Here is a 25,757-nt window from a genome sequence, read left to right on the forward strand (position 1 = left end):
GTTGGCTTAAAATGACATCCTCATCAATGTATGACAGTATCTCCTGAATTTTATCATATAATGTTTTGATTTCATCTTTGGTAAGCAAATTGTCAATGAATTCTATTTCCAAAATCCACTGCAAATCATACATCAGCACATGCTGGATGAATTTTGGAACTTCATTGAACGTATTTTTGGCATATGCAATCAGATTAAGGAAATACTCATCAAGCCGAGTAGTGAAATAAGATTTAGTACTGGAAGATGAAGTAATTAGTGAGTTTTGAGTCCCATCTTTTCTATAGTAATATTTCGGCTTAGAGAGAAATCCTATTACTGGATTTTCCAAAAGCATCTGATTTATCAAAAGTGCATCTTCCGAAACTCGTAGGTTTTCATTGAAACGGAACTTTTTAACCTTATCAGACCTGAAAAATGCTGATGAGCTTGAAAGCTGTATGTAGTTCGGATCTGTGATGACATTTATGACTTGATCCTTTTCATACTTGAAATTTAGAATGTGGGATCCCCTTTTAACTCCGAAAAAATAAATTGGAATGGAAACTATATCCACTTCATAATACTCCTCTAAAAACCTGTATGCCAGTTTAAAAGCATCATTGGAGATAACATCATCACTGTCAAGGAAATTGACATATGGAGCTTTTACATATTTCATTCCTCGATTTCGAGAATATGCGGAACCCATATTCTTTTCATTGTTGATTAAAATAATGTTTTGAGGATATTCATTTTTATAACTTTCAAGGACTTTCAAGGTATTATCTGTGCTTTTATCATTTACAAGAATCAATTGGATGTTTTTTTTGAAATTTAAAGTTTGATTGATTAGAGAATCTAATGCTTGGGCAATATATTTCTCCTTATTGTAAACTGCCATGACAACCGAAAATTTAAAATCCAAAATAAAATCCTCCTTACAAGTATATAGTCAAGCATATTATATAAAGAGTGGCAAACAACTTTTTAAAAGATAGAGTCAAAAAAAAATAAAAAAGGCATGTTTATAAACTATGATTGAATAAACATCCCATCATGAAAAACCCTTTGAATTCAACTTCAAAATCTGAATCAGTTTATTTGACTTTACCTGTCAGAAAAAAAAACCCTTTAATTTCTACAAGTTTTCTTCAGACCCGACAGTAATGAAAATAATTTCTAGTTTGACTTCCATACTCAATAGAATTACCTTCAATCGGTTTGAAATCGGGTTAAAACCACGTACATTATCTAAAATCTGTGCTATAACTCCCATATAACCTATCTTTTAAATGTACCGTTTTCAATACTTTAAGATTATTGAACTTAATAGCAACTGACCCTAAATGAAGGTTTTCATATAGTCAATCAAATCATCCCTAAACTCATCATCACCCATCGCAAAATCAATTGATGATTTAATCCACTCCAACCTGTTTTCAATATTGAAAACCTTACCCTCAAACTTAACACCATAAACTTCATCCAGTTTAGACAAAGCATCTGTAAGCTGTATTTCACCATTAAAACCAGGTTCAGTTTGCTTGATTTTATCAAAAATATCTGGTGTCAAGATATACCTTCCAACGATTGCAAGGTTAGACGGAGCATCACTCCAATTAGGCTTTTCAACCAAATCGTTAATCTTATAGACATTATCATGGATATTGACTCCACCAACAATTCCATGCATATTAACTCTATCTGGAGAAACCTCTCTAATTGCTACTGTGGATTTATTGTACTTGTTGAAAACGTCAATTAATTGTTTTGTGAGAGGTATTTTTGACATTGTAATGGAATCTCCAAGTAAAACCACAAAAGGTTCATCTTGGACATGTTTTTCAGCACATGCAATTGCATCCCCCAAACCATTTATGTCTTTTTGTCTGACATAACAGACATCTGCAAGGTCTGTGATTTTTCTAACTTCCTTTAGAACTCTATCCTTACCCGCCTTTTGAAGAGCGTATTCAAGTTCATAAGATTTGTCAAAATGATCTTCAATTGAATGTTTGTTTCTGCCAGTGACAATTAGAATGTCATCAACACCTGAGTTTATGGCTTCCTCAATAACATGCTGGATTGAAGGTTTGTCATAAACTGGTAACATTTCCTTGGGCTGTGATTTAGTTGCTGGCAACAATCTAGTTCCAAAACCTGCTGCGGGAATAACTGCCTTCATAATATCTACCTTAATTAATATATGATTTTAGTATAGTATAAACTTTAGTTATAATTAAGAAATGTCACTAATATCAAATTACTTTCCAACTAAATACTCAACGGAGAAAAAATTTCATTATTTTAATTTAGCACCATTTACCATCACTAAATAATATTTCAAGTACAGTATTTGAATATTCATTGATATATAAAACATATATTTAAATAATTTAAAAAAAATTATTAATTAGAAGGTTGCTAATTTTCCATACATTTTACAAGCAATCTTCTTCTTATAACATAAAATAGAAACATGAATGAAAATTTAAATTGTAAAATTGGATAAAATATGTGAAGTTAATAAATCATATTTATAAATTACCCAATAACTGAAATAATAAATTAAATTGTTTTTTATGATTTAAATGGGAAACATTCTATTAATTCTTTTTGTTTTTCATTGATTTGATTAAATGTTTTGAAATTACATTTAAAATCTTTTTCAATATTAGGAAACTTTCCATTTCTTAAATCAAAACATTCTCTATCAGTCCCAAACGAAGAGAAATAATCATGAAATTTAAATCCATTGCCTTGAACTCTCTCTGAAATTTCACACCAACAATTTGGAATGCTGTATGAGTCGGCAACTATTAAACCATGAAGACTAGTAGAAATTATATATTCACATTCAGATATTTCCTTTAAAACTTGTTTCGAATCATTTTGAACATCTATGAATTTTGAATTAGGATAATATTCCAACATTTTTTCAAAAATTCCTTCATTTTTATCCAAAAAGTGCGGAATAATACCTACATGATATTTTTTTTCGGAAGGTTCAACAATCAACGGAGATAAAATTCCCGGATCTGCTAGAACACATGAAATATCTTTTCCTAGAATCGCAGATAATTTTTTTCGACTTTTTTCACCCCTTAACGCATGTATAATAAAAGGTCGGACACATTCATGAACTATATTTTCATATTCATACATAAAACCAGAACCCCAAATATGAACCGGTTTATTTATTTCACATCCTTCCTGCATTTTTTTATCAACATAAGAATTTGTGACAAGCGTATCTAAAATACTTCCAACACAACATAAATCTGCATTTTGAAATGGAGCACATTCAAATTTTAATTTTAAAATTGAAGACAATATATCTTCATTTAGCAAATCTCCAAAATTTGGTTTTCCATTGTAGTAATATACTTTAAGATTAAGAGATTTAATTTGCCTTTTTTTATACTCCAAATACTCTTCATAAGAAACATTTTCCCAAACCCAATTTAAAACATCATCTATACCATCTTTATCCCCAAAATGATCTAAATAATAGTTTACAGTAATGGCAATTTGTTTAGCATACCACTCATCAACATTTGGAATAACATCATATTTTTCCAAATACTCATAAATTTTTCTTTTTTCATCAATATTTTTTATTATGAAATCTGATTTTACATTGAATGTGTGATTTTTTCCATGGACTCTATAAATTCCAATGATTTTCTTATTAATAAATGTTTTTCCGCCCATCATTAAAGCTCTTAAATATATAGAGGTATCATTCATCATAGTCATCTCTTTAAATTGAGCCTCCATTAAAGTTTTTCTTCTAAATGCAGCGGGAAATGTTGATGTTGGCTTTCTAATTTTAATCATGAAATTTTTTAAGTATTCTAAGGAATCTAACATAGTCTCCTCAAGATTAAAACCAGAATATACATATTTATCTTCTTTTTCATAATGAGTATAAGATTCAGAGCAAACCAAATTGATACGTTCATCATTAAATATATTTATTAAATCAAAAAAATAGTTATTATCAATAAAATAATCATCATCATCACAAAAAATTATATAATCTCCATGAGAAAGATTGTAACCTTTTTGTCTATTCAATCCTGAACCTAAATTTTCATGATTTAAGTAATATTTTAAGCGTTTGTCATGGTAGTTGCTGTAAACTTCATTAGTTTCATCATTTGATACATCATCGATCAAAATTATCTCAAAATTCTTATATGATTGGTTGAAAATACTGCTTAATAACTCAGACAATTGTTCAAATCGATTATGTGTTGGTATTATGATACTTATTTTAGGAGTGTTATTATTGATATTGCTTTTTGTTCCGCTATTATACACTAAATTGTAATATGCAGAATTGCTGAGTATATTTGCTTCTTTTTTTTGCACAAAGTCTTTTATTTTCTCATCCATATTATCACCATCAAATAAGTAATTTTTATAAGATTAATAAAACTAATATACATAATATTTTGCATTTTATTGTTTTAAACTTTTTTCTAAAATTTAATATTAATTCTTTAACCTTACGGAAACCATGCAAAATTTTAATCAAATTTTTCAAAACAAAAGATTATGATTCTAATCATATAAATTAAATGAGAAATAATCAAAAAAGCTTAAAAATTAGAGAATAATACCCTTGACAATTAAAAAAAAAAGAAAATCAAAAAACAAATAATATTAAAAAAAATAGTAAAAAATGTTTATGAATAACATAAATATTAAGTTAATCCATTAACACGCCAAATTATGTAACTTAATAAAAAATATGTTATAGAATCAACTGTATAATATCCCCACCATATTACTTCCGTAATATTTAAGTTTAAATATTTTCAACATATTAGAAGCCATACTTTAAATACTGTTAAATCAAATAATTAAATAATTAAAAATAGATTTGCCCATAAGGTATTTTATTTACAAGTACTATCAAAACATAACAACACTACAAAGGTTATTTTTCTTATCCTATCGGATTCTTTTTTACCCTTTTATTTATCTGAACTTTTAGCCAATTTAATTAAATATTTACCATAATCAGTTTTTTTAAGAGGTTGCGCTAGTTTCAATAATTTCTCTTTTGAAATATAACCCAAATTAAATGCAATTTCTTCAAGACATGCAACATAAAGAGACTGTCTTTTCTGAATTGTTTCAATAAAATTACTGGCTTCTAAAAGCCCATCATGAGTCCCAGTGTCAAGCCAAGCCATCCCTCTTCCTAAAAGCTCTACTTTAAGTTTGCCTTTTTTTAGATATTCTTCATTAACTGAAGTAATTTCTTTTTCACCCCTATCAGAGGGTTTGATATGTTTAGAAATTTCAATTACATTATTATCATAAAAATACAAACCAGGAATTATATAATTTGATTTTGGATTTTTTGGCTTTTCTTCGACAGATAAAACATTACCCTCGTCATCAAATTCAACAACACCAAAAGCTTCAGGATTTTGAGTATAATAACCAAAAATAATTGCCCCAGACTCTATTTGATTTGCTCTTTTTAGGATTTCAGTGAACCTATGTCCATGAAAAACATTATCCCCTAAAATTAAAGCAACATTGTCATCGCCAATAAAATCTTCACCTATTATAAATGCTTCAGCAAGCCCATTGGGTTCATATTGAACTTCATACTCAAATTTAATACCAAAATCTGAACCATCCCCTAAAAGACTTTTATATTGAGGCAAATCTCTAGGTGTTGAGATAATTAAAATTTCTTTAATACCCGCAAGCATTAAAACAGAAATCGGATAATAAATCATCGGTTTATCATAAAGTGGCAATAACTGTTTTGATACTGCTTTTGTAATAGGGTACAATCGTGTTCCTGAACCTCCTGCTAATACAATTCCTTTCATAATACCTCTCCATTTAATGAGAATAAACCCAGTCATATCCTCTTTTACGATTATTTTTATCATGGAACTTGAAAAAGTTATCTACACGCTCTTTATACTTATCTTTCATTTCACAATTATTAGACATATAATCAATTAGTGTGTCAACTAATTCATCTTCATCAGTTATTACTTCTCCAAAACCCATTTTTTCATAATCCCAATATCCTTCATCATAGTGATAATCTTCATCACCCTGATAATAAATTACTGGTTTTTTAAGATATGCAAAATCAAAAAATGTACCTGAATAATCAGTAATTAATAAAGATGAAGGATTTATAAGTTCTTGGTAAGTTTCTTTAGTAGATATTATAATATTTTCAGTGTCGAACAAATGTATAATTTCCATTAGTTCAGGATGAGGTTTGAATATTAATTTATACCCATATTTATAAGCTGCAACAACTAATTTTTTATTATTAAATAAACTATTAAGCCTTAAAAAATAAGGAGTATTTACAATATACTCTTCATCTTGGTTCTTCAAATCCTCCCTCCAAGAAGGAGTTAATAAAATTTGTTTATTGTCTTGTTTTTTAGTAAGTCCATCATGTCGTGGAAGACCTAAAATTTGAATAACATCATCATCATAGTTATAATTTTCATTATGTAATATTGATTGTTCCTCCATTTCACTAGATGCAGAAAATAATGCTAAATTTTTATTATACTTTTTAATATATTTAGAAATATCTTCTTTTGTGATTCCATGAGGGAAAAGATATTTTTTAGAAGTTACCATCCCTGAATAAAATTTTCTATTGATATCATAAAATGGATTAATGAAATTTGTATTTACATATGAAACTATCACCTTTTCAGCAAAAAGATATAATAACCTATGTTTAATTGATCTAAATGGAACAACATGCTTATCAATATTTTTAATTTTTTTAAAGTCGCCACTATCTTTTTCAAGAATAAAATATTTACTTATGTCATCTTTTTGATTTACAGCATAAGAAAACAGATGTTTCGAATTATCATCAGCAAAATCGGGCCTGTCTAAAAATAACCAAATCTTTCTATTTCTCATAAATGGGAATAACAACAAATATGCAATCCTATAAAATATTCCTGTCCAAAAATAAGGTTCTTTCCCGTTTCGTTTCAATTGGAACATTTTTCTTATAGAAGAAAATTCAAATCTCCACATAGATCTATATGAATACTTTAATACATGGAAATTATTATTTTTAAATAATATTATATTGGAATCCCTAACCGTATAATGACTAACATTAGATAAATCTGAATGACTATTAAAATGAATAGCGGGATTAATTAATATTTCTGAACCATTATTATCAAAACCAATTCTAATAGACACTTCATTATATTCCTCCAGATTTATAGGAATTTTAAAATCAAAACAATGATTATACATCCAAGGAACATCAAGTTTAGTAACGGGTTTCCTAGAAGTAGAATAATTAATTGATTTGGCTTTAAATCGTTCAGTGTTAGAATTTGGAGTATTTTTAAAAGCTATAAAATATATGTCATCCATATTAAATGAAGAATTAAATAAACCAGAGATATTCAAAAAACCATTTTTTATCTCAACAATATCAATCCACAAGTTATGTCTTTTTAAATTATCAATTTGATATTTATCCGACATTAAGAACACATTATCATTATTAGCTTCAATGTGTAAATTTTTATGTTTAAGATATAATAAGAAAAATTTTTTATCTTGAGTATAACCATCAAATACTGTGGTTAATATAACATGATCATCAAATTTATCTAAAACATAATAGAAATAATGCCAAAACTCATCAATTTCTTCTTGACAATCAAATATATCTAAATTAGGTTCATTAATCATCCATTGAAAATCATATAACATAGTATATTGGACAAAATAAGGAACTCTACCCTCTTTATTGATAGTATAATCTATTAATTCTTTAAAAAAATACTTTAATCTATGAGTATAATATTTTTTATTCGATTTCATGGAGTCCACACTAGAATCCTTAGAATATCTTTGGCGATACCAATATTTTGCATCTTTAACAACCCCATATTTCTTTTTTTCTAGGAGTAACTTATTAATAAGTAAAGTATCTTCCAAAACTAACACTTCAGTATCGAATAAAAATTTAAATGTATCTCTTCTAAAAAATGCAGATGCTGCAGATAATTGACTAAAATTTGGATTTTCAGACAAATCGACAACTTTTTCAACTTCATATTTAAAATTTAGACGATGTGGACCAGTAGCTCTTTCAAAAAGAAAAATAGGGATTGAAACCATATCAATTTCATCATAATGTTTAGAAAAAAAGTTATTAACCGAACTTAATGTATTCAAAGATAATTTATCATCACTATCTAAAAAATTAAGATATTTCCCTTTAGCGTATTTAATGCCCAAATTACGTGCTCCAGCTTGACCCCCATTCTCTTTTGATAAAACAATGATATTTTCAGGAAATTTATTCCAATATTCTAATGCAATATCCTTAGAATTATCTTCACTCCCATCATCAACAAGAATTAATTGAACATTTTCCTCAAACCCGATGTCTTGGCCAATAATAGATTCTATTGCATCTACAAGATAATCTTCTACATTATAAACGGCCATGACAATAGAAAATATAAAATCCTTTGAACTAGGTTGGACATATTCTTCTTTTAACAAGATTACACCATCTTATATTTTAATTTAAAATTTACTATAAATAATATATATAAAATTCTATTTATAAACTTATTGGACTATTATTCAAAATCTCTGTGATGCTATTTTCGTCTTTATGTCCAAAGTATTAAATAAGATTATTTGAAAGTTAATGACTATATCATTTGATTTTTCAATTTTATTCACCAAATCATTTAAAAATATCCTTTTTATTTTCAACCCAACTAGGAACTGGAATATTATCTAATAATCGTTCAGTTCTAAGTTCGATAATTACATCAGGATTAAACCAACGTATAACATCTTCATTTAAATTTCCATGATCCCAATAGAAAAAGGATTCCCTGAAATAAAATGGGAAAAACCATTTTAATAAATTAGTACTTGAATCTCTAAATATTAAAACACGTAAACCGGAAAAACTATCTTCATTTATAAAAAATTCTGATTTGCGCACTCCATCATAATTAAACTTATCTGGAATTTGTTCAAATGCATCTATTAATTTTTTTGGAATGAAAATTTGATTTTCTTGGTGATTAGGATACATAAGTTTTTCATCTTCAGAATAAGACCAATTTCTTTCTGTTAAGAAATCAAAATTATGGATAATTTTTTTTATATTACTATCCAATAATAACTTCTTAAAAGCATCAGATGTAAAAGAATCATCTATAAAATTCAAAAATTTAAATGTTAATTTAAGACCACCATCATAATTTATATGAGAGTCTAAATTAAAATAATGTTTTGGTTGTAAATCACTAGCAAAATCTTTAAAATTTGGCATTGCCTCAATATTTCGTTTAATATAATCCGTATTAAACGGCAATAAATCTTTACATACAACACTTTTATCTGGAACAACAAAATAGTAATAGGATACATTATACTTAGAAAATAATTCTGCCTTAAAATTTAAATGTTGAGTGAACAAATTTACATCAAAATTATTATTATAATTATCATCAAAATGCTGCTTTAACTCTTGATTAGTATCATTAATTAAAAAATAAAAATGATTTAAACCTCTTAATGCTAATTTATATTTTGAAAAATCAATATCATAAATATGACTAGAATTTTTTTGTTTAGAAGGTATTAAAATATGATGAATATAATCTAACTTCTCTAAAGATGAAAATTTCTTAACATCTTCAAATAAATTTTTATCATAACTAGGCAAATGTTTTTTAGTGCAATCACCAGTATAAATTTCATTCTTTTCAATATCTTCTTCTTCAAAATATCCAGTATATCTATTTTCAAAAATAACATTTTCATGAATAATTTTTGCTGGATTTCCCTCATAATAACAATTTGATTCTGCGACAAAATTATTAGAAAGAGTAGTAAAGTGAGAAATGACTGCGTTAGATTTTATTGTGCATCCATTTATAATATTGCATCCATCACCAATAAATACCTCATCACCAATATAAATATTATTAGGATTATTTAAACGATGTTTCGAATTTAAATCGTATAATAAAAAACAATCAGAAGTTCTACAAAACAAATTTGCTCCAATAATACAATTATCACCCATCATGAAATTCCTTGATTCTTGAATACTTATTCTTAAAAGGGGATTAATATTATTATTTTTTCCAAAAAATATGATAGAATTATTAAATATTTGAACTCTAATTGAATAATCTGCCGAGGATACTGATAAATAAATTAATGAATTATTTCCATTGAAATTTATAATAGAATCTTTTAATTTAACACCTTTTTGACAAAATAAAATATTATTTTCCCCATGAAAATAAATAATAGAATTATTCAGTGTTAAATCTCCCATTATTTTATTATTTTTCAAATTTTTAATATCTTCTAAAATCTTCACGGCTTCCATAGTATTCACTTTTAATCATTTCAAAGAATATATATTATTTTATCACATTAATATATTTATTTATGCTGGCACAACCAAATTTGTTAAATTTTTTATTTATATTTGATTACATTCTTTATGAAATTTGATTAAATACATAATTTAATGTTTTAAATTTTATTTTATCATATTCTATTAAACAATGCCCTTGTAATCTCCTAATTCTATTTTATCAATTAAATGCTCTTTTTCTGAGAAAATTAAATATGATCTATGGAAATGTGATTAGTTATATCTTTCAAACCCCAAACAGAAGTATTAAATTCCTTAAAAATCAGAGAAAAATCGATGCTATAAATTAAAAAATAAAAACAAATACAACAGAAATTACTAAAATAAACCCTGCAAATAACATTATCCCACCTAAATTAACAAAACAAATCGAAGATAATTTTACAACTTAGAAACATGACTCAATAAAATGATAATTTTTAAAATGACTAATGCATTGATTTTTTTTATGATAAACCTAATAATATAAATATCTTAGGAGATATAAATAATAATAATTTTTTTAAAATATTAAAGTGAAAACTATGGAAACTGTGAAAATTTTAGATGATATAAAAAATTTAAAAAATAATAAAATAATTGGTAGGCCTAAAATAAATAATTCTAACATAATCTTTAAAGGATACAATAATATTCTTTTCTGCGAAGATAATTTGGAGTTAAATAACTCCACAATTTCATTCGAAGGTAATAATTCAATAATATATTTATCTTTTGGAAAATACCCAATAACACTAATTGTGAGGAATAATTCCACAGTATTTATAGGTAAAAATAATAAAATCATTTCTAAAGTCATTATAAATGTTCAGGAAAATCAAAATTTTATTATGGGAGATGATGGAATTATTGGAAGTGGTGTTAATATCAGACTATCTGATATATTCCCAATATATGATTCAAAAACAAAGAATCGGATAAATTTTACCAAGAGTGTTTTTATTGGAGATCATGTCTGGCTAGATTTCTTATCATATTTATCCGGAGGAATACAAATTGGTTCAGGCTCAATTATTGGAAACCATACTTATCTTCCACCTTATTTAAAAATTCCTTCAAATTCTTATGTTTTGGGAAATCCTGGAAAAATAATAAATAAAAATGTTTTTTTCACAAAGGAAAATACAAGTAATTATATCCCTAGTGAAACAACTAATTCATCAACATATAAGAGTGATGTTTTTATATATGAAACAGATGAAGAAACATTGGATTTAAATAAAATCGATATGATTTTAAATCAATTATCCTCTGAAGAAACATTAGAATTTATAACAAAACTATTCATAAGAAATAAACGTAAAAATAGATTTTCAATATAATATTAATTTTAATATATACTATAAATAAATTAACAATGATGATTATATGAATCAAAGATTTTTATTAGAAGAAATAATAAATAAAAATTTCGCTTCAAAATATAAAGGATCCGTATTAGGGATTATGTGGAGTGTATTGAAACCATTATTGATTATGATTATTCTCACAATAATCTTTTCAACATTATTTGGAAGTAAAATTAATAATTATCCAGTTTATTTTTTATCTGGAAAATGTATATATGATTTTTTTAATTTAGGAACAACAACTGCAATGAATTGTTTGAAAAACAATCAAAATATACTAAAACAAACTCCAGCACCAAAACATATATTTGTTTTAGGTGGCATATTTTCAGAATTTATTAATTTTATAATCACATTAATAATCTTAATAGTTGTAATGATTGTTACTAAAGCCCATTTTTTCTTTACGACAATACCATTTGCAATATTGCCAATAATATCTTTGTTGATGATGATTATAGGTATTGGATTTATTTTATCCATTTTATGTGTTTACTATACAGACATACAACATTTATGGAGTGTTTTTACATTAATGTTAATGTATGCTTCAGCAATTTTTTATCCTATGGACATTATTCCAGAACCATATCATAGTTATATGCTATTAAATCCTATTTTTTGGGTTATAAATCAATTCAGAAACTTTATGTTATGGGGAAGTTGGCCAAACATTATAACATTAATAAATACTATTCTCCTTTCTGCAATAATATTAGTATTTGGAATTATTGTATTTAAAAAATTTGAGAAAAAGATAACTATAAAATTTTAGATGTGTTTAATATGACTCCAAAAAGATTATTTAAAAAAAAAAATAACAAACATTCTTTAAAATCATCCATTAATAAAAATAATGCAAATAACCTTCAAAGTGACTCCCAAAATAAAATGAAACTCACAAAAGAGGAATCTGCATATTTAAACAAACAATCCAGTGCATTAAAAAATAATAATGAGGTTGCACCTATTCCAAAACAACAAAAAAAACGGAATGTCGATGAATATCTTGAAGAATTAATTCCAAATTATTCAAAAGAAATATCTGTTGAACTTAATCATGCTGATTTAACCTTCACTGTTAAAACAGAAAAAGTAGATACTCTTAAAGAAACTATAATTAGAATTTTCAGACATAATAAAACAAGTAAAATGAAAATTCATGCATTAAATGATGTTTCATTTAAACTTTATCAAGGGGAAAAAGTAGGTATAATTGGATATAATGGTGCGGGCAAATCAACTTTGTTAAATGTGATTACAGGAATATACCCAATTGATAAAGGTTCTGTGAAAACATCTGGTAATATATCTCCATTACTTTCGTTAGGTGCGGGTTTTGATTACAATTATACTGGAAGACAAAATATTTATTTAAATGGTGCAGTATTAGGATATGATAAAAAATTTTTGCAAAAAAAAGAAAATGAAATCATTGAATTTTCTGAACTAGGAGAATTTATTGATATTCCAATAAAAAATTATTCCTCAGGTATGCTAGCAAAATTAGGGTTCTCTATAGCGACAGCAGTTAATCCAGATATTTTAATAATTGATGAAATTCTTGGAGTTGGTGATGTGAATTTTCAAAGAAAAAGCTCTGATAAAATTCGTTCATTAATGAATGATGGCACAACTGTACTTTTAGTTTCACATTCCATTCCTCAAATAAGAAACTTATGTGATAAAGCAATATGGATTAATAAAGGAAAAATAAAAGAAATTGGTGAAGTTAATAAAGTCTGTGATAATTACCTTAAAGATTCTAAAAATGCAAATGCCCAGCAACTAAAAAATATTAAATTTAACTAACATAATAACGCAAGAAAAATATAATATGTTGTAAAAAGATATTTGAAGTAGTTTTCTTTCAAATTTATTAAATTTTCGATGAAAAGATGTTTATTATTTTGAAAAAATTTTAAACAAAATTTGATTTTTATTATTAAATTTTTAATGATTATTATTGCAATAATTTTAAATAGTATTTAAATTTAATAAAATATTATTGATATAAGAATCAATTTAGGAGGATAAGATGTATAATATTAAAGTGAGTGTAATAATTCCCATTTATAATGTTGAAAAATATTTGAAAAAATGTTTAGATAGCGTTATTCATCAAACTTTAAATGAAATTGAAATTATATGTATTGATGATCATTCTACTGATGATTCACTTTTAATTATTGAAGAATATGCTAAAATTGATTCACGTGTAAAAATTATTAAAAATGATATTAATAAAGGAGTTTCCACATCAAGAAATTTAGGAATTAAAGAAGCTAAAGGAGAATATATTGCATTTCTAGATTCAGATGATTTTATCGATGAAACTGCTTATGAAAAAGCTTTCCATATAGCCCATAAATTAGATTTAGATTGTTTATTATTTAAAACCAAAGTATTGGATAATAGGACAGGAGAAATATCTGACAAAACTCCTTATTTTGCATTAGATTGTTTCAAGAATTTTGATAAAGAAATATTTAATCATACCGACACAAAGAAATTTACATGCGACATTAATGTTCAACTTGGTTCAAAATTATTTAAAAGAGAATTTATTATAAATAATAAATTATTTTTCCCTCAAAGAAAGATTTTTGAAGATGAAGACTTTTTTTATAATATTTATTTAAGAGCCAATAGAATATCACTATTACCAGAGCATCTTTATTACTATCGTAGGTTTCGTAAAGGTTCCATTATGGAAAACAAAAATAAGAGATTCCCCGATTTGTTAGACACAGTTGATGAACTCAGGAAAATTTTTATTAAAACAAATAATTTTGATGATGAATACAAAAATTCATTTTATAAAAAATATATTTCCTTAATATTATATAGATTTAAAGAAACTGATGAGGAAGATAAAGAAGAATTCTTTTTAAAAACAAAAGAATTTTTAAAAAAAATTTTATTTAACGAAAAAGACATTCTTTATTTAGATGAAGAAAATAAATTAGCTTCATTTTATATATTAAATAGCAGTTATGCAGAATTTTCAGAGCATCTTAAAAATAATACCAGTCTTAAAAAATTATTAAACTATTCAATTGATTTTTCATTGGATTTGAATGACAGTTTACAGAATAAAAAATCAAATCTAAATGACAAAAATCAGATAATCAACTCCAAAAACGAAATAATCAACTCCAAAAACGAAATAATTGATGGTAAAAATAATCTGATTAAAAAATTAAAGGTCGATACACAAAATACGGTAAAACAACTTGAACTTCAAAAAAACCAAGTTACAAATTTAAATGACACAATAGAACAAAAAAACACCCAAATAACAGAAAAAAAAGCAATAATAACAGAAAAAGAAGAAATAATAACCAATATTAACAACCAACTTGAACTTCAAAAAAACCAAGTCATAAATTTAAATGACACAATAGAACAAAAAAACACCCAAATAACAGAAAAAGAAGAAATTATCAATAATTTAATAGAAAATTTAAAAATCCAAAATAAGACTATTTTAGATTTAGAAATGAAATTAAACAATAAACTTAAAATCATTGAATCTTTAGAAAATAATAATAATTTGATTAGTGAAGAAATTCTAAATAAAAAGTCAACTATTGAAGAACAGAATAACATAATAGAATCATTATCAATTGAAAAAGAATATTATTTAATCCATTACAATTCATTAAAGAAAAATAATGCACATTTAAATAATATTAACGAAGAAGTTTTTTCATCAAATAGCTGGAAATTAACAGAACCACTGAGAAAATTTAGACGAATCTTAAAGTAAATATCGTGAAATTTAACTAATAAACATTAAAAAAAGTGCTAAAATTATTAAAAATAAAAATAAAAGTGCATTAATATGCACTCACATTTCTAACTAAATTGAAGTGATAATAATCTGCATCATACACTTTTGTCATATTATAGTTTTGTTCATATTTCTTGTTGGATTCTTTGAGTTTCCAATTGACAAGATAAATTTTCTGACCAGTGTTATTGTGTAGTATCTGATCAAAATCTTTGCAGATTTCAACATCACTGTCATAGAAATAAGTATCCTTTAATGTATACATTTTAGTTTTATTCAAGTCATTATGCAGAATTCTGTAACCGTAATCAGTGTTGAAAACAACTACAGTATCATTATTGTTGATTGAATTTAAAAAATCTGCCTTTTTGTCATTGAACTCAAATCTGTGGTTCAGGTCTATTTCTGTAATAGCTACGCCTGCACATCCTAAAACCAATACCAATGCAATCATCACAGCAAGTATTCGGTCATCCTTGATTTTTCCAATCACCATTGATGCTGAAAGCCAGAAGATTCCCATTATAGGAATCATATATCTTACTCTCATGGAATTGCTGAAAGACAATGCAAGGCCAATTACACCAAGACCGATTGTTGCATACATCAGAAATACACCTGCTGCAGAAAACCTGTCTTTTGATTTGTAAATTAAAACAATAAGCAAAATTAAAAATACAACAGCAATTACTTTTAAGACAATCATTTCTAAATTGAAACCTTCATTTTTTATTGCAAAAAAGATGAAATAATTTAAAATATCATGAATGTGAACAATATCTTTCGGCTCATCGGAATGCAGTCCTATTTGGCGTATCATTACATAACCCCATGGAGCATACAATACCGCTAGAGCAATGACTGATTTTGCAAACTGCTTTATCTTGTCCCTGTTGTTTCGTAAAATCTCAACCAACAACAGTAAATAAATCAGTGCACATGTTATTGCAAAGAAATACTGTGTAGATGCTGAGAGAAGAGTAAACAGTGTCAGTAAAATCCATGACTTCCTGTCCCAGTTGTTTACGACTTCCCAGTAATACAAGAATGCCATCAGGACGAAAAACAGTCCCCAGGAATACATACGGGCAGTTAAAAATTCAACGAAAAAGTCTGTCATGACCCCCAAAGAGAATATGAACAGCCCTGCGGTCAGCCAACCGTAATCCTCACGTATTTTGGTTGCAGAAACAATCATTATCAGGATGTACGGAATTACTGAAAATACCTTTACGAAATACAGGCTCTTAGTCAAACCTAATGGATTAAAGAGATACAAAAGTAGATAGTGCAGTGGAGGGTGAACATCATTTACTATAACCACCATTGCCTCCTTTAAAGGCAAATTCACGTGAATAAGTCCAGTATTCATCTACATGCAGTATTGACCATGAGGCCTTTGATACAAACATGAATAAGCATATTACAACCCCAATTGCGAAAAATATTTTTCCCGCATTATCCCTGTTTATGATTTCCATTTTTATTACAACCCTTTATGAAATATTAATACTAATTAGAATATTTGATTTTTAACAATATAAATACAATTCCTGAAGTTATTCAAAATTTATCACACATTTAGGCATAACATCATGTAAATTTTACATAAAAATATATATGATTATCAAAATTTAAAGAAAATTAAAATGAAAAATAATGTTTTAGCTTCATTTAAATAATATAATCAACTAAGTATTACTATCTAAAACAAAAGGATTTAAACTAATATGATATTGCTAAGTTTTGATACCGAAGAGTTTGATGGCCCCCGTGAGCACGGAGTGGAATATTCGCTGGAGGAAGGAATTAAAGTATCTGTTGAAGGTACAAACCGCATTTTAGATGTTTTAAAGACAAACAATGTTTGTTCAACATTCTTCTGCACCGCAAATTTTGCCGAAAATGCCCCCAGACAATGCAGAGAATCATCAGGGAAGGTCATGAAATAGCCTGCCATGGAGTTGACCACTTCGAGCCGAAGGAAACCGATTTTGTCAAATCAAAGGAAATCATAGAGAATCTGACAGGCCTTACAGTGACAGGCTACAGACAGCCCCGCATGTTTCCAACCATCGAATCGGAAATCAAAAAGGCAGGATACAGATACAACTCATCAATAAATCCTGCATTCATTCCAGGAAGATACATGAACCTTAAAACACCACGTACATGGTTTATGAAAGATGGAGTGATGCAAATTCCGTCATCAGTAACACCAAGGTTCAGATTCCCCCTATTCTGGCTGTCACTGCACAACCTTCCAGAAGGAATATACCACAGAATGGTTCGAGGAGTATTAAAGCACGACGGCTATTTTGTAACCTATTTCCATCCATGGGAGTTCTATGAGCTTAAGGAACATCCAGAATTCAAAATGCCATACATAATAAGGAAAAACAGCGGCAAGGATATGGTAAGGCGTCTGGACAACCTGATAAAAATGCTTAAAGACAAAAACCACAAATTCATTACCTATAATGAATTCATGAATATCCAGACCAAGACTAATCCCTAAAGACTATCAGTTTTGAAAATACGTAATTTAGAATAATCACTATCACCTGAACAACGATTTTTGATATTAAATCGCCGATTATCAAAACATCAATGAAAAGATACATCAAACCTGTGTCAACTGCACCTGAAAATATCCTCCCTCCAAAAAACAGGGACATTTCCTTTAGAATTTTTGGGCTTTTGCTTTCAAATACCCAGATCCTGTTGGTGATATATGCAAACAGAACTGAAAAGAACCATGCCAGAACATTTGAAATAAGATAGTTGATGCCAAGAAGGTCTTTAAAAAAGAAATAAGTAACAATATTGACAAGAAATGTCAACGATCCGAAAAATACATATAAAACAAGTTCCCTATCCAATTTCATCTAATCACTCATTATCAATGTTTGATTCCTTAACGATAAAAACAGGCCTGTGTTTAGACTCAAGATATGTTTTTTCTAAGTATTTTCCCAGAATACCTATTGACAATAACTGTATTCCTCCCAAAAACAGGATTGCGCACATTATTGTTGCAAAACCCTGAACGGGATCTGAGTAAAGAAGATATTTTGCCACTATGAATATTATGTAGAGGAATGCGATGACTGAAAATACAGTACCGAACAGTGTGGATATGGACAGAGGAAGTGATGTGAATGCGACAATGGCTTCGATTGAATAGTTGAACAGTCCCCAGAATGACCAGGTGGTTTCACCCGCAACCCTTTCCACGTTTTCATATGAAATCCATTCCGTTTCAAATCCAACCCACTGAAACAGCCCTTTTGAAAAACGGTTGTATTCGCTTAACTGCAGTATCGAATCGACGACAGGTCGTTTCATCACACGGAAATCTGTTGCACCTTCAACCAAACCCATATTAGAAATCATGTTGAATAGCTTATAAAAGATGTGGGATGCCCATGACTTGAACCTGCTTTCTCCCTTTCAGGTGGTTCTTCTTGCGGCAACAACGTCCACATCATCACGGGAAATTATTTCAAGCATCTCAGGAAGCAGACTTGGAGGATGCTGCAGGTCTGCATCCATAAGACAGATCAAATCACCTGAAGCGTATTTCAATCCTGCATAAATTGCAGATTCTTTTCCGAAATTTCTTGAAAATGAAATGTATTTGACATTCAGATTTGAATCTGCCAAATCTTTGATGTTTTTTAGAGTATTGTCGCTTGATCCGTCATTTATGTATATGACTTCAAAATCATGACCCTCTAGGACTTTTTGAATTTCACCCAGAAAAAATCCCAACAGATTCCTCTTCATTAAAACATGGCACAACAATACTTAAAACGGTCATGATAGATTATTTATTTGAAATATTATAAATAATTTCCAATGTTTTTTCATAAGCCTGCCAAAATTAATTTACAATAAAGTTTTATATCATATGAATCAAAAAATATTATAACAATATTAATTTATTATTTCATAGGATGATACTATGTTCAAAAAGAAATATATATTCATATTACTAATATTGGTCTTATTCACTATATCTTCAGTAAATGCAGTTGATAATAGTTTAAATATTTCAAATAATGATTTTAAGGATATTTTACAAGAAGATGATTCCAATAATATTGACATGACTAATTTTAATGAAATACATAAAATTGAAAATAATAATGCCGGTGAAATTATTGGGAATTCTGAAAATTCTGAAAATAATGCCCAAGATATTGAATTGAATGTATATGCACCATCAAAAATTACAAATAACACTGAAATCATATATTATAAAGAAAATACCATTTCAATAAGTTCAAATTCTATTGATGCTACTGGAAAAATAAATATATTCATCAATGATGAATTAAAAGAAACATTATATGCTCAAACATTATATAATTTAAATTTTTATGAAATAACTCCAAATGATTTTAAAACATATGGAGAACATACTTGGAAAGTAATCTATGAAGGAGACAGTAATTATAATCCTACTACAAAAACAGGGAAAATAATATTCGAAAAAAACAAAAAAACACCTTCAGACTATGTAGACGTAACTTTCGATGCTGATATAAATACTGACAACTCTTTTTATATGTATATACAAACAGATTCCGAAATATATAGTCAACCCCTAAATATTTATATAGACAATGAATGTTTATTCACATATGCGAAAAAAAACATGACCCTTGATTTAAGTAAAATAATAAATTTAACCCCTGAAGAACATTCATGGAGCATAATTCTTGAAACATCAAATTCTATTCCTCTAAAAAATGGAACATTTATCATTCCTCAAAAAACTGGCGATGAAAATACTACCAACACAACTAATGATTCATTCAATATCTCTGCTGAAATTAAAACACCTAACTTTTGCATGTTATTTAATTCATCAGAATTAGTTAATTTAACATTGCCTAATGATGCAACAGGAAATTTAACAGTTTATCTCGGTAAAACTAAAGATAGTTACGAATTATTTAAAACTCAAAAATTAGTTAACGGAACTGCAAATATTGAAATTTTTGGATTACCTGTTGGTTATTCTTATCTTAAAGTAAACTATAATGGAAACTACAAAGTTGAAAACATAACTGATTATAAAATAGAAGTTCAACCCATTATAACAAAACCCCAAAAAATGACATGGGGAGAACACCAATATATTACAATACAAACAGATGAATACACTAACGGAACATTCTCCTTTTATATATATGATAAACTTTACAAAAAAGTAGAGGTTATTAATGGTAGTGGGAAAATTTCTCTTGAAGATGTTCCAATTAAAGAGTATATGAATGGAACTTCTATTCTATACAATACCAATGCCTATGAATTTAATAGTTCTGGTTACTTATTCACAGTAAAACCAATAATAAAATTAAATGCTACAAAAACAACAATTTATTATGGAGACGCCGCATCATATAGTGTAAAAATTACTGGTTTAAATGATAAAGTTCTCATAGATAAATATGTGACATTTAAAATAGGTTCAAAATCTTTTAGAATAAAAACAAACTCTAAAGGTGTTGCGACACTTAAAATACCTAATACAATTACTTCTGGAAAATATACTATTAAAGTAATTTATGATAAATTTTCTACCACAAAAACATTGACTATAAAACAAGTATTAATTCTAAAAAGTATTAAAGTTAAAAAATCAGCGAAAAAACTAGTACTTACTGCAACTCTTAAAAAAGGGAAAAATCCAATAAAAAGCAAATATGTGACATTCAAATTCAATGGAAAATCATACAAAATAAAAACCAATAAATATGGAATTGCTAAACTTACACTTAAAAAATCAGCCCTGAAAAACCTTAAAATAGGAAAAAAAGTCACTTATCAAGTTACATACCTGAAGGCAATTGTCAAAAAAACCACAAAAGTCAAAAAATAAGAATCAAATCATTATGTTACTTATTTTTTAAAAACATGAAAATTATTATTATGGAATGAAATAAACACTATTAGACAGATATTTTTTTATATTAAGTATTTTGATGTTGATTATATGCTTATCAACCCACTGAACCCTGTGACAAGTAATGTCAGTGAATTTTCACATGGACAGCAATCAATTTCCAGTAAGAAATTTGCTACACATTCTTGGTTGAAGTACAATCCTCCGTTAAATTTTCTGTTTTTAACGGCAATATCCAAGATAACTGCAGATTCTACCATTTTAAATGTGTTTTCAGTCATAAAGGAAGAAAATCTTAAAAAATCCAACAAAACAACAAAATTCTACAATATTCCGATATTCATAGAACCAACAACAAAATAGAAGGATACTTCAATATAACATTACCAAAATCAATAAAAAGAAAATTCAGAACACAAAACGGACCAATAAGATGGATTAGACAACAAAAAATACGCTGGACACAACGAAATGTCCTGACTCAAAAAACATGAAAATCAAAACAAACATAAAAAAGATCGATTAAATATCATGACAATTTTAGACAGAGCCAATTTAAAAAGGAATAAAAAATTAAAAAATCAGAAAATAAAATATTGCTAGAAAAACAAACAACAAGTATTTAAACCTTTTTAAAGATGAAAACTAATTTTAAACAAAACAAAGAAAAATAAAAAATTTAAAAAAATTCAGTCAAAGAGCTAACTTTTTGACAGCCACTTTTTCATTATCGTTAAATAGGGGTTAGATAAAATTATTATATATGAATATTAATCGTGATGTTTTGGGAAGATATTTTTTATAATATCCATTTTGATTGGCCTGTACATGTTCATCTGTCCAATTTCAAATGTTTTGATTCCTGTTGACGAATACTGGACACTGTCACTTATCAATCTGCCGTTCCTTGAAGGGATGAGGATTGCCATAAGCGATGTCCATCTCCGCTTCATTACATAATACTTTATGCTGTGTCCCCAATAACATTCAACAACATTCATTTATTGAAAGCAGTTACAATAATACCTTATTTTATACTTCTTGCGATTTCAGTCACTAAAATCATAAGGACTATGGTGGCTTGCCTGTGGCCTTTTCACATTCACAACTGCCACAATGAGCATATTCTTCATTGACTTTTTGACAATAAGAATGTATCCGTTGGCAATGCTTTTCATGGTTTTAGTCTTTATTTACTTTAAAGAAGTCATTGTCAACTTTGACTGAGGTTCATGGATTCTTTTAACATTGTTACATTGCTTGGAGCATATACTCATTACTTTTTGCTTTTCAGCTGCGACCTGGTTTATCTGCTGATACTGGCACATATCCTTAAAAGCCCCGATAAAAGGGAAAAATCAAAACATGGATTTATTCCGTCGTTTCACTGATGATATTGTATGCACCATGGTTTGTGGTTCTCATAAGACAAATCAGCACCCAGACAAGCACATCACATGAAGCCACAACTTTCAACAATGTGGCGAACTATCTGACCCTTTTTGCCATAAACAAGGGTGGTTTCAGCATTGAGATGATACTCCTGAGGGTTCTGGCAATTGCATTTGTAGCTGCAGTCATATATCTAATTTATAAAAACAGGAAAAAAAATATGAAGGTTCCGGCGTCTTTTTAATGTATGCAACAATCTTTATAGGAGTTTTGGTTTTATCCATTTCATTCAGCCGGTAAGGGCAAGATATCTTGTTGGAGTGATTGCAGTGTTCTGGCTTTGCGTTTCAATACTGCTGTCAAAAACCAAAAATGACAAGGTTCTGGCAGTTATGCTTGCAGTCATTCTAGTATTATCAGTTTCAAGCATCTTCATAATCCATGACGAGGCAATCACAAAAATTAACTGGGCAAATGAGAGAAACGAATTTTTGGACAGCATCAACAATGAATCCAATGTTGTTGTATACAATACCAATTTCGGATATATGTTCGTACACGGCGGCGTGAACAAGACCCCCGAGTATTCCCTTTCGGACACACATATTTCTTTGATGACAATGCCAAAATCCAAAAAGACATTGATAAAATAATAAAAAAACATCCGAAGGACAGCATATACCTTGTAAACTGGAAGGATATAGGCAAGAACAAGAAATATGAGAAAAACTATAATCTAACCGAGAAATATGATTCCGGAGATGTTGTAGTTTTAAAAATAGACAAGTGAAAAACCTATCCTATCAGATTATAAAAAACAATATGATTTTCATCAACGAAAAATTATATTAAACTTCCAAACAAATATTAACTTGGCAAGGTGAATTTATGGATTTGAAAGTAGCAAAGTTTGACGGAAATGCGCTTAAAGACGGCTCAAAAATTAGAGATGCCGCACAGTCAGTTGTTAATGAATATTTAAAAGGCACACAAATAGTGGTTATTGCTTCAGCTACAAGCAACACTACAGATGAGCTGATTAAGATTTCAACTGAAGCCGTCGGTAATTTTTTAACCGCCTCACAGAAAGCAGAAATTATGGCGATGGGTGAGAGAACAAGTGCAAGGCTTTTGAAATCTGCTATTGAATCTTTGGGCGTTAAGGCAGAAGTGATTGACCCCTACAGTGACCTGTGGCCAATCATAACCGATTCTAATTTTCTTGAAGCCAAAATTGACTTCGAAACCAGTGAACATAAGATAAATACATTAAAAATTCTCCTCAATCAAGGAATCATCCCGGTAATCTGCGGATTTTTAGGGAAAGGCAGAAGCAATGAAGTTACCACACTGGGCCGTGGGGGAAGTGACATTACAGCATTTTTAATAGCAAACTGCTTGAATGCGAAGGAAATAATCATTGTAAGTGACGTTGACGGAGTAATGTCAAGTGATCCGACACAAATCGAAAAGGCAAAGCTTCTGAGGGAAATATCAGTTGAAGAGCTTAGAAACCTTTCCACCAAAGGAGTCAGACTTATACATCCTCATGCACTTAAGTATAAAACACCTGAGCTAAAAGCAAAGGTCATTAACTGCTCACATAAGGATTTAACTTCATCAGGAACTGAAATCATCGGTCCTTTTGAAGAGGATTTGCAGAAAACCGCATCACTTTACAAAGACCCATTATCAATTATTGCACTCGTCGGAGATGCTCTTTTAAGCAAAACAGGACTTTTAAGCGAACTTACAAACTACATGGCAGATAAAGATTTGAACATCTATAAATTGACCGTTGGAGATAATTCCATTACTGTTTTTGTAGACAAATCAGAATCTGACAGGGCATACCACACATTGCATGATTTTGTATTAAAAAGCGATACATTCAACTCATTGTCATTGGGAAAGGACACTGCGTTAATTACCATCGTAAATTTGGACGTTGTTGAAAAGCCAGGAATAATAGCTGCAATAACCGAACAGCTCAGAAAAAACAATATAAAGATAATCGAGATTAACTCTTCCTTGACTGCAATTGTTTTGATTGTTGACTGGAATGATGGTGAGAGAGCCTGTGAGCTTATTAACGATATTTTAGAATAGATTTGAATTTAAAACATAATTTTCATGAAAATTAGCAACCACAATTAAATGTTGATATTCGCAACAATTAATCATCCATAAAAAAATTCGAAGCTACGGCAGTGCAACTTCGAATCGGATTTTTCACGACTTGTTAATTTAGTCATGTTTATATTACTCACTCATACAATATAAATTAATAGGTTAGCTGAAAAAATCCTAAAAAAATAAAGAATTAAAAGTTTAAAACCCATTAAATCTTAAATTAATCATAGCCATTATCGCAATAAAGATGACCTATCAAACCATCTTGCATTTTAAGTAATTTAATGAGTCAAAAATAACAATTAAAAAAAGATTATAATTTAAATCCGGTTCCAACAAACTGGGCAACATCACGACCCAAATCATCCTCAACATTGACAATTACAATTGAAGATGTTCGGCCGCTTTTTCTGCAGGTTGCTCGGGCAATTAGCTTATCTCCTTTGGGAGCGGACAGATAGTTGATGCTTACTTGTTGCGCTACTGTCAGCTGGTGAATCTGATTGGACAAAACCGCAAAGGCAAAATCTGCGAGAGTGAATATCACACCACCCATTACCCCACCATATGCATTTTTGTGAGTGTCATTCAACTCCAAAGAGCATACAGCTTCGTCTTCTGTAAGTTCATCCAATGTAACACCAGTATTTACTGCAAACAAGTCCTTATAGAAAAATTCTCTAGCGCTTTCTACTGAATCAAAATTAGCCATTTTTT

At 28.4% G+C, this 25,757-nt stretch carries 25 protein-coding genes; 13 read left to right on the forward strand and 12 right to left on the reverse strand.

The genetic code is table 11. The annotated features are described in order from the left end of the window. The 7 genes from ACJMLH_RS10925 to ACJMLH_RS10955 form a co-directional block, all read right to left on the reverse strand. Window positions 1-907: glycosyltransferase family 2 protein (locus tag ACJMLH_RS10925; protein WP_405277653.1), on the reverse strand; the 907-nt coding region annotated here is incomplete at its 3' end. 213 nt (window positions 908-1,120) lie between these two features. After that, on the reverse strand, window positions 1,121-1,258 hold the full coding sequence (locus ACJMLH_RS10930; protein WP_405277655.1) for a hypothetical protein: 138 nt from the start codon (window positions 1,256-1,258) through the stop codon (window positions 1,121-1,123). A gap of 66 nt (window positions 1,259-1,324) precedes the next feature. Then, the gene (gene galU / locus ACJMLH_RS10935) at window positions 1,325-2,167 is read right to left on the reverse strand and encodes a UTP--glucose-1-phosphate uridylyltransferase GalU (RefSeq protein ID WP_405277658.1); all 843 of its coding nucleotides are present in this window, start codon (window positions 2,165-2,167) and stop codon (window positions 1,325-1,327) included. Window positions 2,168-2,562: 395 nt separating this feature from the next. Further along, window positions 2,563-4,383, reverse strand: coding sequence for a glycosyltransferase (locus tag ACJMLH_RS10940; RefSeq protein ID WP_405277660.1), 1,821 nt, complete (start codon window positions 4,381-4,383; stop codon window positions 2,563-2,565). Window positions 4,384-4,967: 584 nt separating this feature from the next. Next, complete coding sequence (gene rfbA, locus ACJMLH_RS10945) at window positions 4,968-5,843, reverse strand: glucose-1-phosphate thymidylyltransferase RfbA (RefSeq protein ID WP_405277663.1); 876 nt, start codon at window positions 5,841-5,843, stop codon at window positions 4,968-4,970. A gap of 13 nt (window positions 5,844-5,856) precedes the next feature. Continuing rightward, the gene (locus ACJMLH_RS10950; protein ID WP_405277665.1) at window positions 5,857-8,541 is read right to left on the reverse strand and encodes a CDP-glycerol:glycerophosphate glycerophosphotransferase; all 2,685 of its coding nucleotides are present in this window, start codon (window positions 8,539-8,541) and stop codon (window positions 5,857-5,859) included. 190 nt (window positions 8,542-8,731) lie between these two features. Then, entirely contained in the window at window positions 8,732-10,402 is a 1,671-nt protein-coding gene (locus tag ACJMLH_RS10955) for a hypothetical protein (RefSeq protein WP_405277668.1), read from the reverse strand. A 575-nt stretch (window positions 10,403-10,977) separates the two neighbouring features. Between ACJMLH_RS10955 and ACJMLH_RS10960 the strand changes: the two genes are divergently transcribed. The 4 genes from ACJMLH_RS10960 to ACJMLH_RS10975 all read left to right on the forward strand — a co-directional run bounded on the left by ACJMLH_RS10960 (window position 10,978) and on the right by ACJMLH_RS10975 (window position 15,574). Further along, complete coding sequence (locus ACJMLH_RS10960) at window positions 10,978-11,775, forward strand: acyltransferase (protein WP_405277670.1); 798 nt, start codon at window positions 10,978-10,980, stop codon at window positions 11,773-11,775. 46 nt (window positions 11,776-11,821) lie between these two features. Then, a complete protein-coding gene (locus ACJMLH_RS10965; protein ID WP_405277672.1) occupies window positions 11,822-12,577 on the forward strand; it encodes an ABC transporter permease in 756 nt (251 codons plus the stop codon). An 11-nt stretch (window positions 12,578-12,588) separates the two neighbouring features. Beyond that, entirely contained in the window at window positions 12,589-13,614 is a 1,026-nt protein-coding gene (locus ACJMLH_RS10970) for an ABC transporter ATP-binding protein (RefSeq protein ID WP_405277674.1), read from the forward strand. A gap of 226 nt (window positions 13,615-13,840) precedes the next feature. Next, a complete protein-coding gene (locus ACJMLH_RS10975; protein ID WP_405277677.1) occupies window positions 13,841-15,574 on the forward strand; it encodes a glycosyltransferase in 1,734 nt (577 codons plus the stop codon). 70 nt (window positions 15,575-15,644) lie between these two features. Here the strand turns inward: ACJMLH_RS10975 and ACJMLH_RS10980 are convergent, their stop codons facing one another. Beyond that, complete coding sequence (locus tag ACJMLH_RS10980) at window positions 15,645-16,922, reverse strand: hypothetical protein (protein WP_405277679.1); 1,278 nt, start codon at window positions 16,920-16,922, stop codon at window positions 15,645-15,647. Between the two features lie 406 nt (window positions 16,923-17,328). On the opposite strand from ACJMLH_RS10980, the gene ACJMLH_RS10985 reads away from it, so the two are divergent. Beyond that, window positions 17,329-17,550: a hypothetical protein gene (locus ACJMLH_RS10985; RefSeq protein WP_405277682.1), complete on the forward strand. Its 222-nt coding sequence runs from the start codon at window positions 17,329-17,331 to the stop codon at window positions 17,548-17,550. Then, window positions 17,517-18,116, forward strand: a complete 600-nt coding sequence (locus ACJMLH_RS10990; protein ID WP_405277684.1) for a hypothetical protein — start codon at window positions 17,517-17,519, stop codon at window positions 18,114-18,116. The genes ACJMLH_RS10985 and ACJMLH_RS10990 overlap by 34 nt, the downstream gene beginning before the upstream one ends. Here the strand turns inward: ACJMLH_RS10990 and ACJMLH_RS10995 are convergent. The 3 genes from ACJMLH_RS10995 to ACJMLH_RS11005 are packed head-to-tail and all read right to left on the reverse strand — an operon-like array spanning window position 18,106 to window position 19,387. After that, window positions 18,106-18,486 (reverse strand): GtrA family protein, encoded by a 381-nt coding sequence (locus tag ACJMLH_RS10995; protein ID WP_405277686.1) that lies wholly within the window; start codon window positions 18,484-18,486, stop codon window positions 18,106-18,108. The two genes, ACJMLH_RS10990 and ACJMLH_RS10995, sit on opposite strands and share 11 nt — an antisense overlap. A gap of 4 nt (window positions 18,487-18,490) precedes the next feature. Then, window positions 18,491-18,994 carry a hypothetical protein gene (locus ACJMLH_RS11000; RefSeq protein WP_405277689.1) on the reverse strand — a complete coding sequence of 168 codons (504 nt, stop codon included), beginning with the start codon at window positions 18,992-18,994 and terminating at the stop codon, window positions 18,491-18,493. 57 nt (window positions 18,995-19,051) lie between these two features. Further along, window positions 19,052-19,387 carry a glycosyltransferase gene (locus ACJMLH_RS11005; protein WP_405277691.1) on the reverse strand — a complete coding sequence of 112 codons (336 nt, stop codon included), beginning with the start codon at window positions 19,385-19,387 and terminating at the stop codon, window positions 19,052-19,054. Between the two features lie 178 nt (window positions 19,388-19,565). Between ACJMLH_RS11005 and ACJMLH_RS11010 the strand changes: the two genes are divergently transcribed. The 7 genes from ACJMLH_RS11010 to ACJMLH_RS11040 all read left to right on the forward strand — a co-directional run bounded on the left by ACJMLH_RS11010 (window position 19,566) and on the right by ACJMLH_RS11040 (window position 25,016). Beyond that, complete coding sequence (locus ACJMLH_RS11010; protein ID WP_405277694.1) at window positions 19,566-21,491, forward strand: hypothetical protein; 1,926 nt, start codon at window positions 19,566-19,568, stop codon at window positions 21,489-21,491. Window positions 21,492-21,605: 114 nt separating this feature from the next. After that, window positions 21,606-21,878 (forward strand): hypothetical protein, encoded by a 273-nt coding sequence (locus ACJMLH_RS11015; protein WP_405277697.1) that lies wholly within the window; start codon window positions 21,606-21,608, stop codon window positions 21,876-21,878. Window positions 21,879-22,343: 465 nt separating this feature from the next. Then, window positions 22,344-22,475 carry a hypothetical protein gene (locus tag ACJMLH_RS11020; RefSeq protein WP_405277699.1) on the forward strand — a complete coding sequence of 44 codons (132 nt, stop codon included), beginning with the start codon at window positions 22,344-22,346 and terminating at the stop codon, window positions 22,473-22,475. 272 nt (window positions 22,476-22,747) lie between these two features. Next, window positions 22,748-22,906: a hypothetical protein gene (locus ACJMLH_RS11025; RefSeq protein ID WP_405277702.1), complete on the forward strand. Its 159-nt coding sequence runs from the start codon at window positions 22,748-22,750 to the stop codon at window positions 22,904-22,906. Beyond that, window positions 22,906-23,151 (forward strand): hypothetical protein, encoded by a 246-nt coding sequence (locus ACJMLH_RS11030; RefSeq protein ID WP_405277705.1) that lies wholly within the window; start codon window positions 22,906-22,908, stop codon window positions 23,149-23,151. The genes ACJMLH_RS11025 and ACJMLH_RS11030 overlap by 1 nt, the downstream gene beginning before the upstream one ends. 85 nt (window positions 23,152-23,236) lie before the next feature. Continuing rightward, window positions 23,237-23,560, forward strand: a complete 324-nt coding sequence (locus tag ACJMLH_RS11035; RefSeq protein ID WP_405277707.1) for a hypothetical protein — start codon at window positions 23,237-23,239, stop codon at window positions 23,558-23,560. 235 nt (window positions 23,561-23,795) lie between these two features. Continuing rightward, entirely contained in the window at window positions 23,796-25,016 is a 1,221-nt protein-coding gene (locus ACJMLH_RS11040) for an aspartate kinase (protein WP_405277710.1), read from the forward strand. Between the two features lie 337 nt (window positions 25,017-25,353). Here ACJMLH_RS11040 and ACJMLH_RS11045 read toward each other — a convergent pair. After that, a partial coding sequence (locus ACJMLH_RS11045) for a PaaI family thioesterase (protein WP_405277712.1) occupies window positions 25,354-25,757 on the reverse strand: 404 nt, incomplete at its 5' end.

This window comes from Methanobrevibacter sp., from assembly GCF_045116495.1.
Lineage (GTDB): Archaea > Methanobacteriota > Methanobacteria > Methanobacteriales > Methanobacteriaceae > Methanocatella.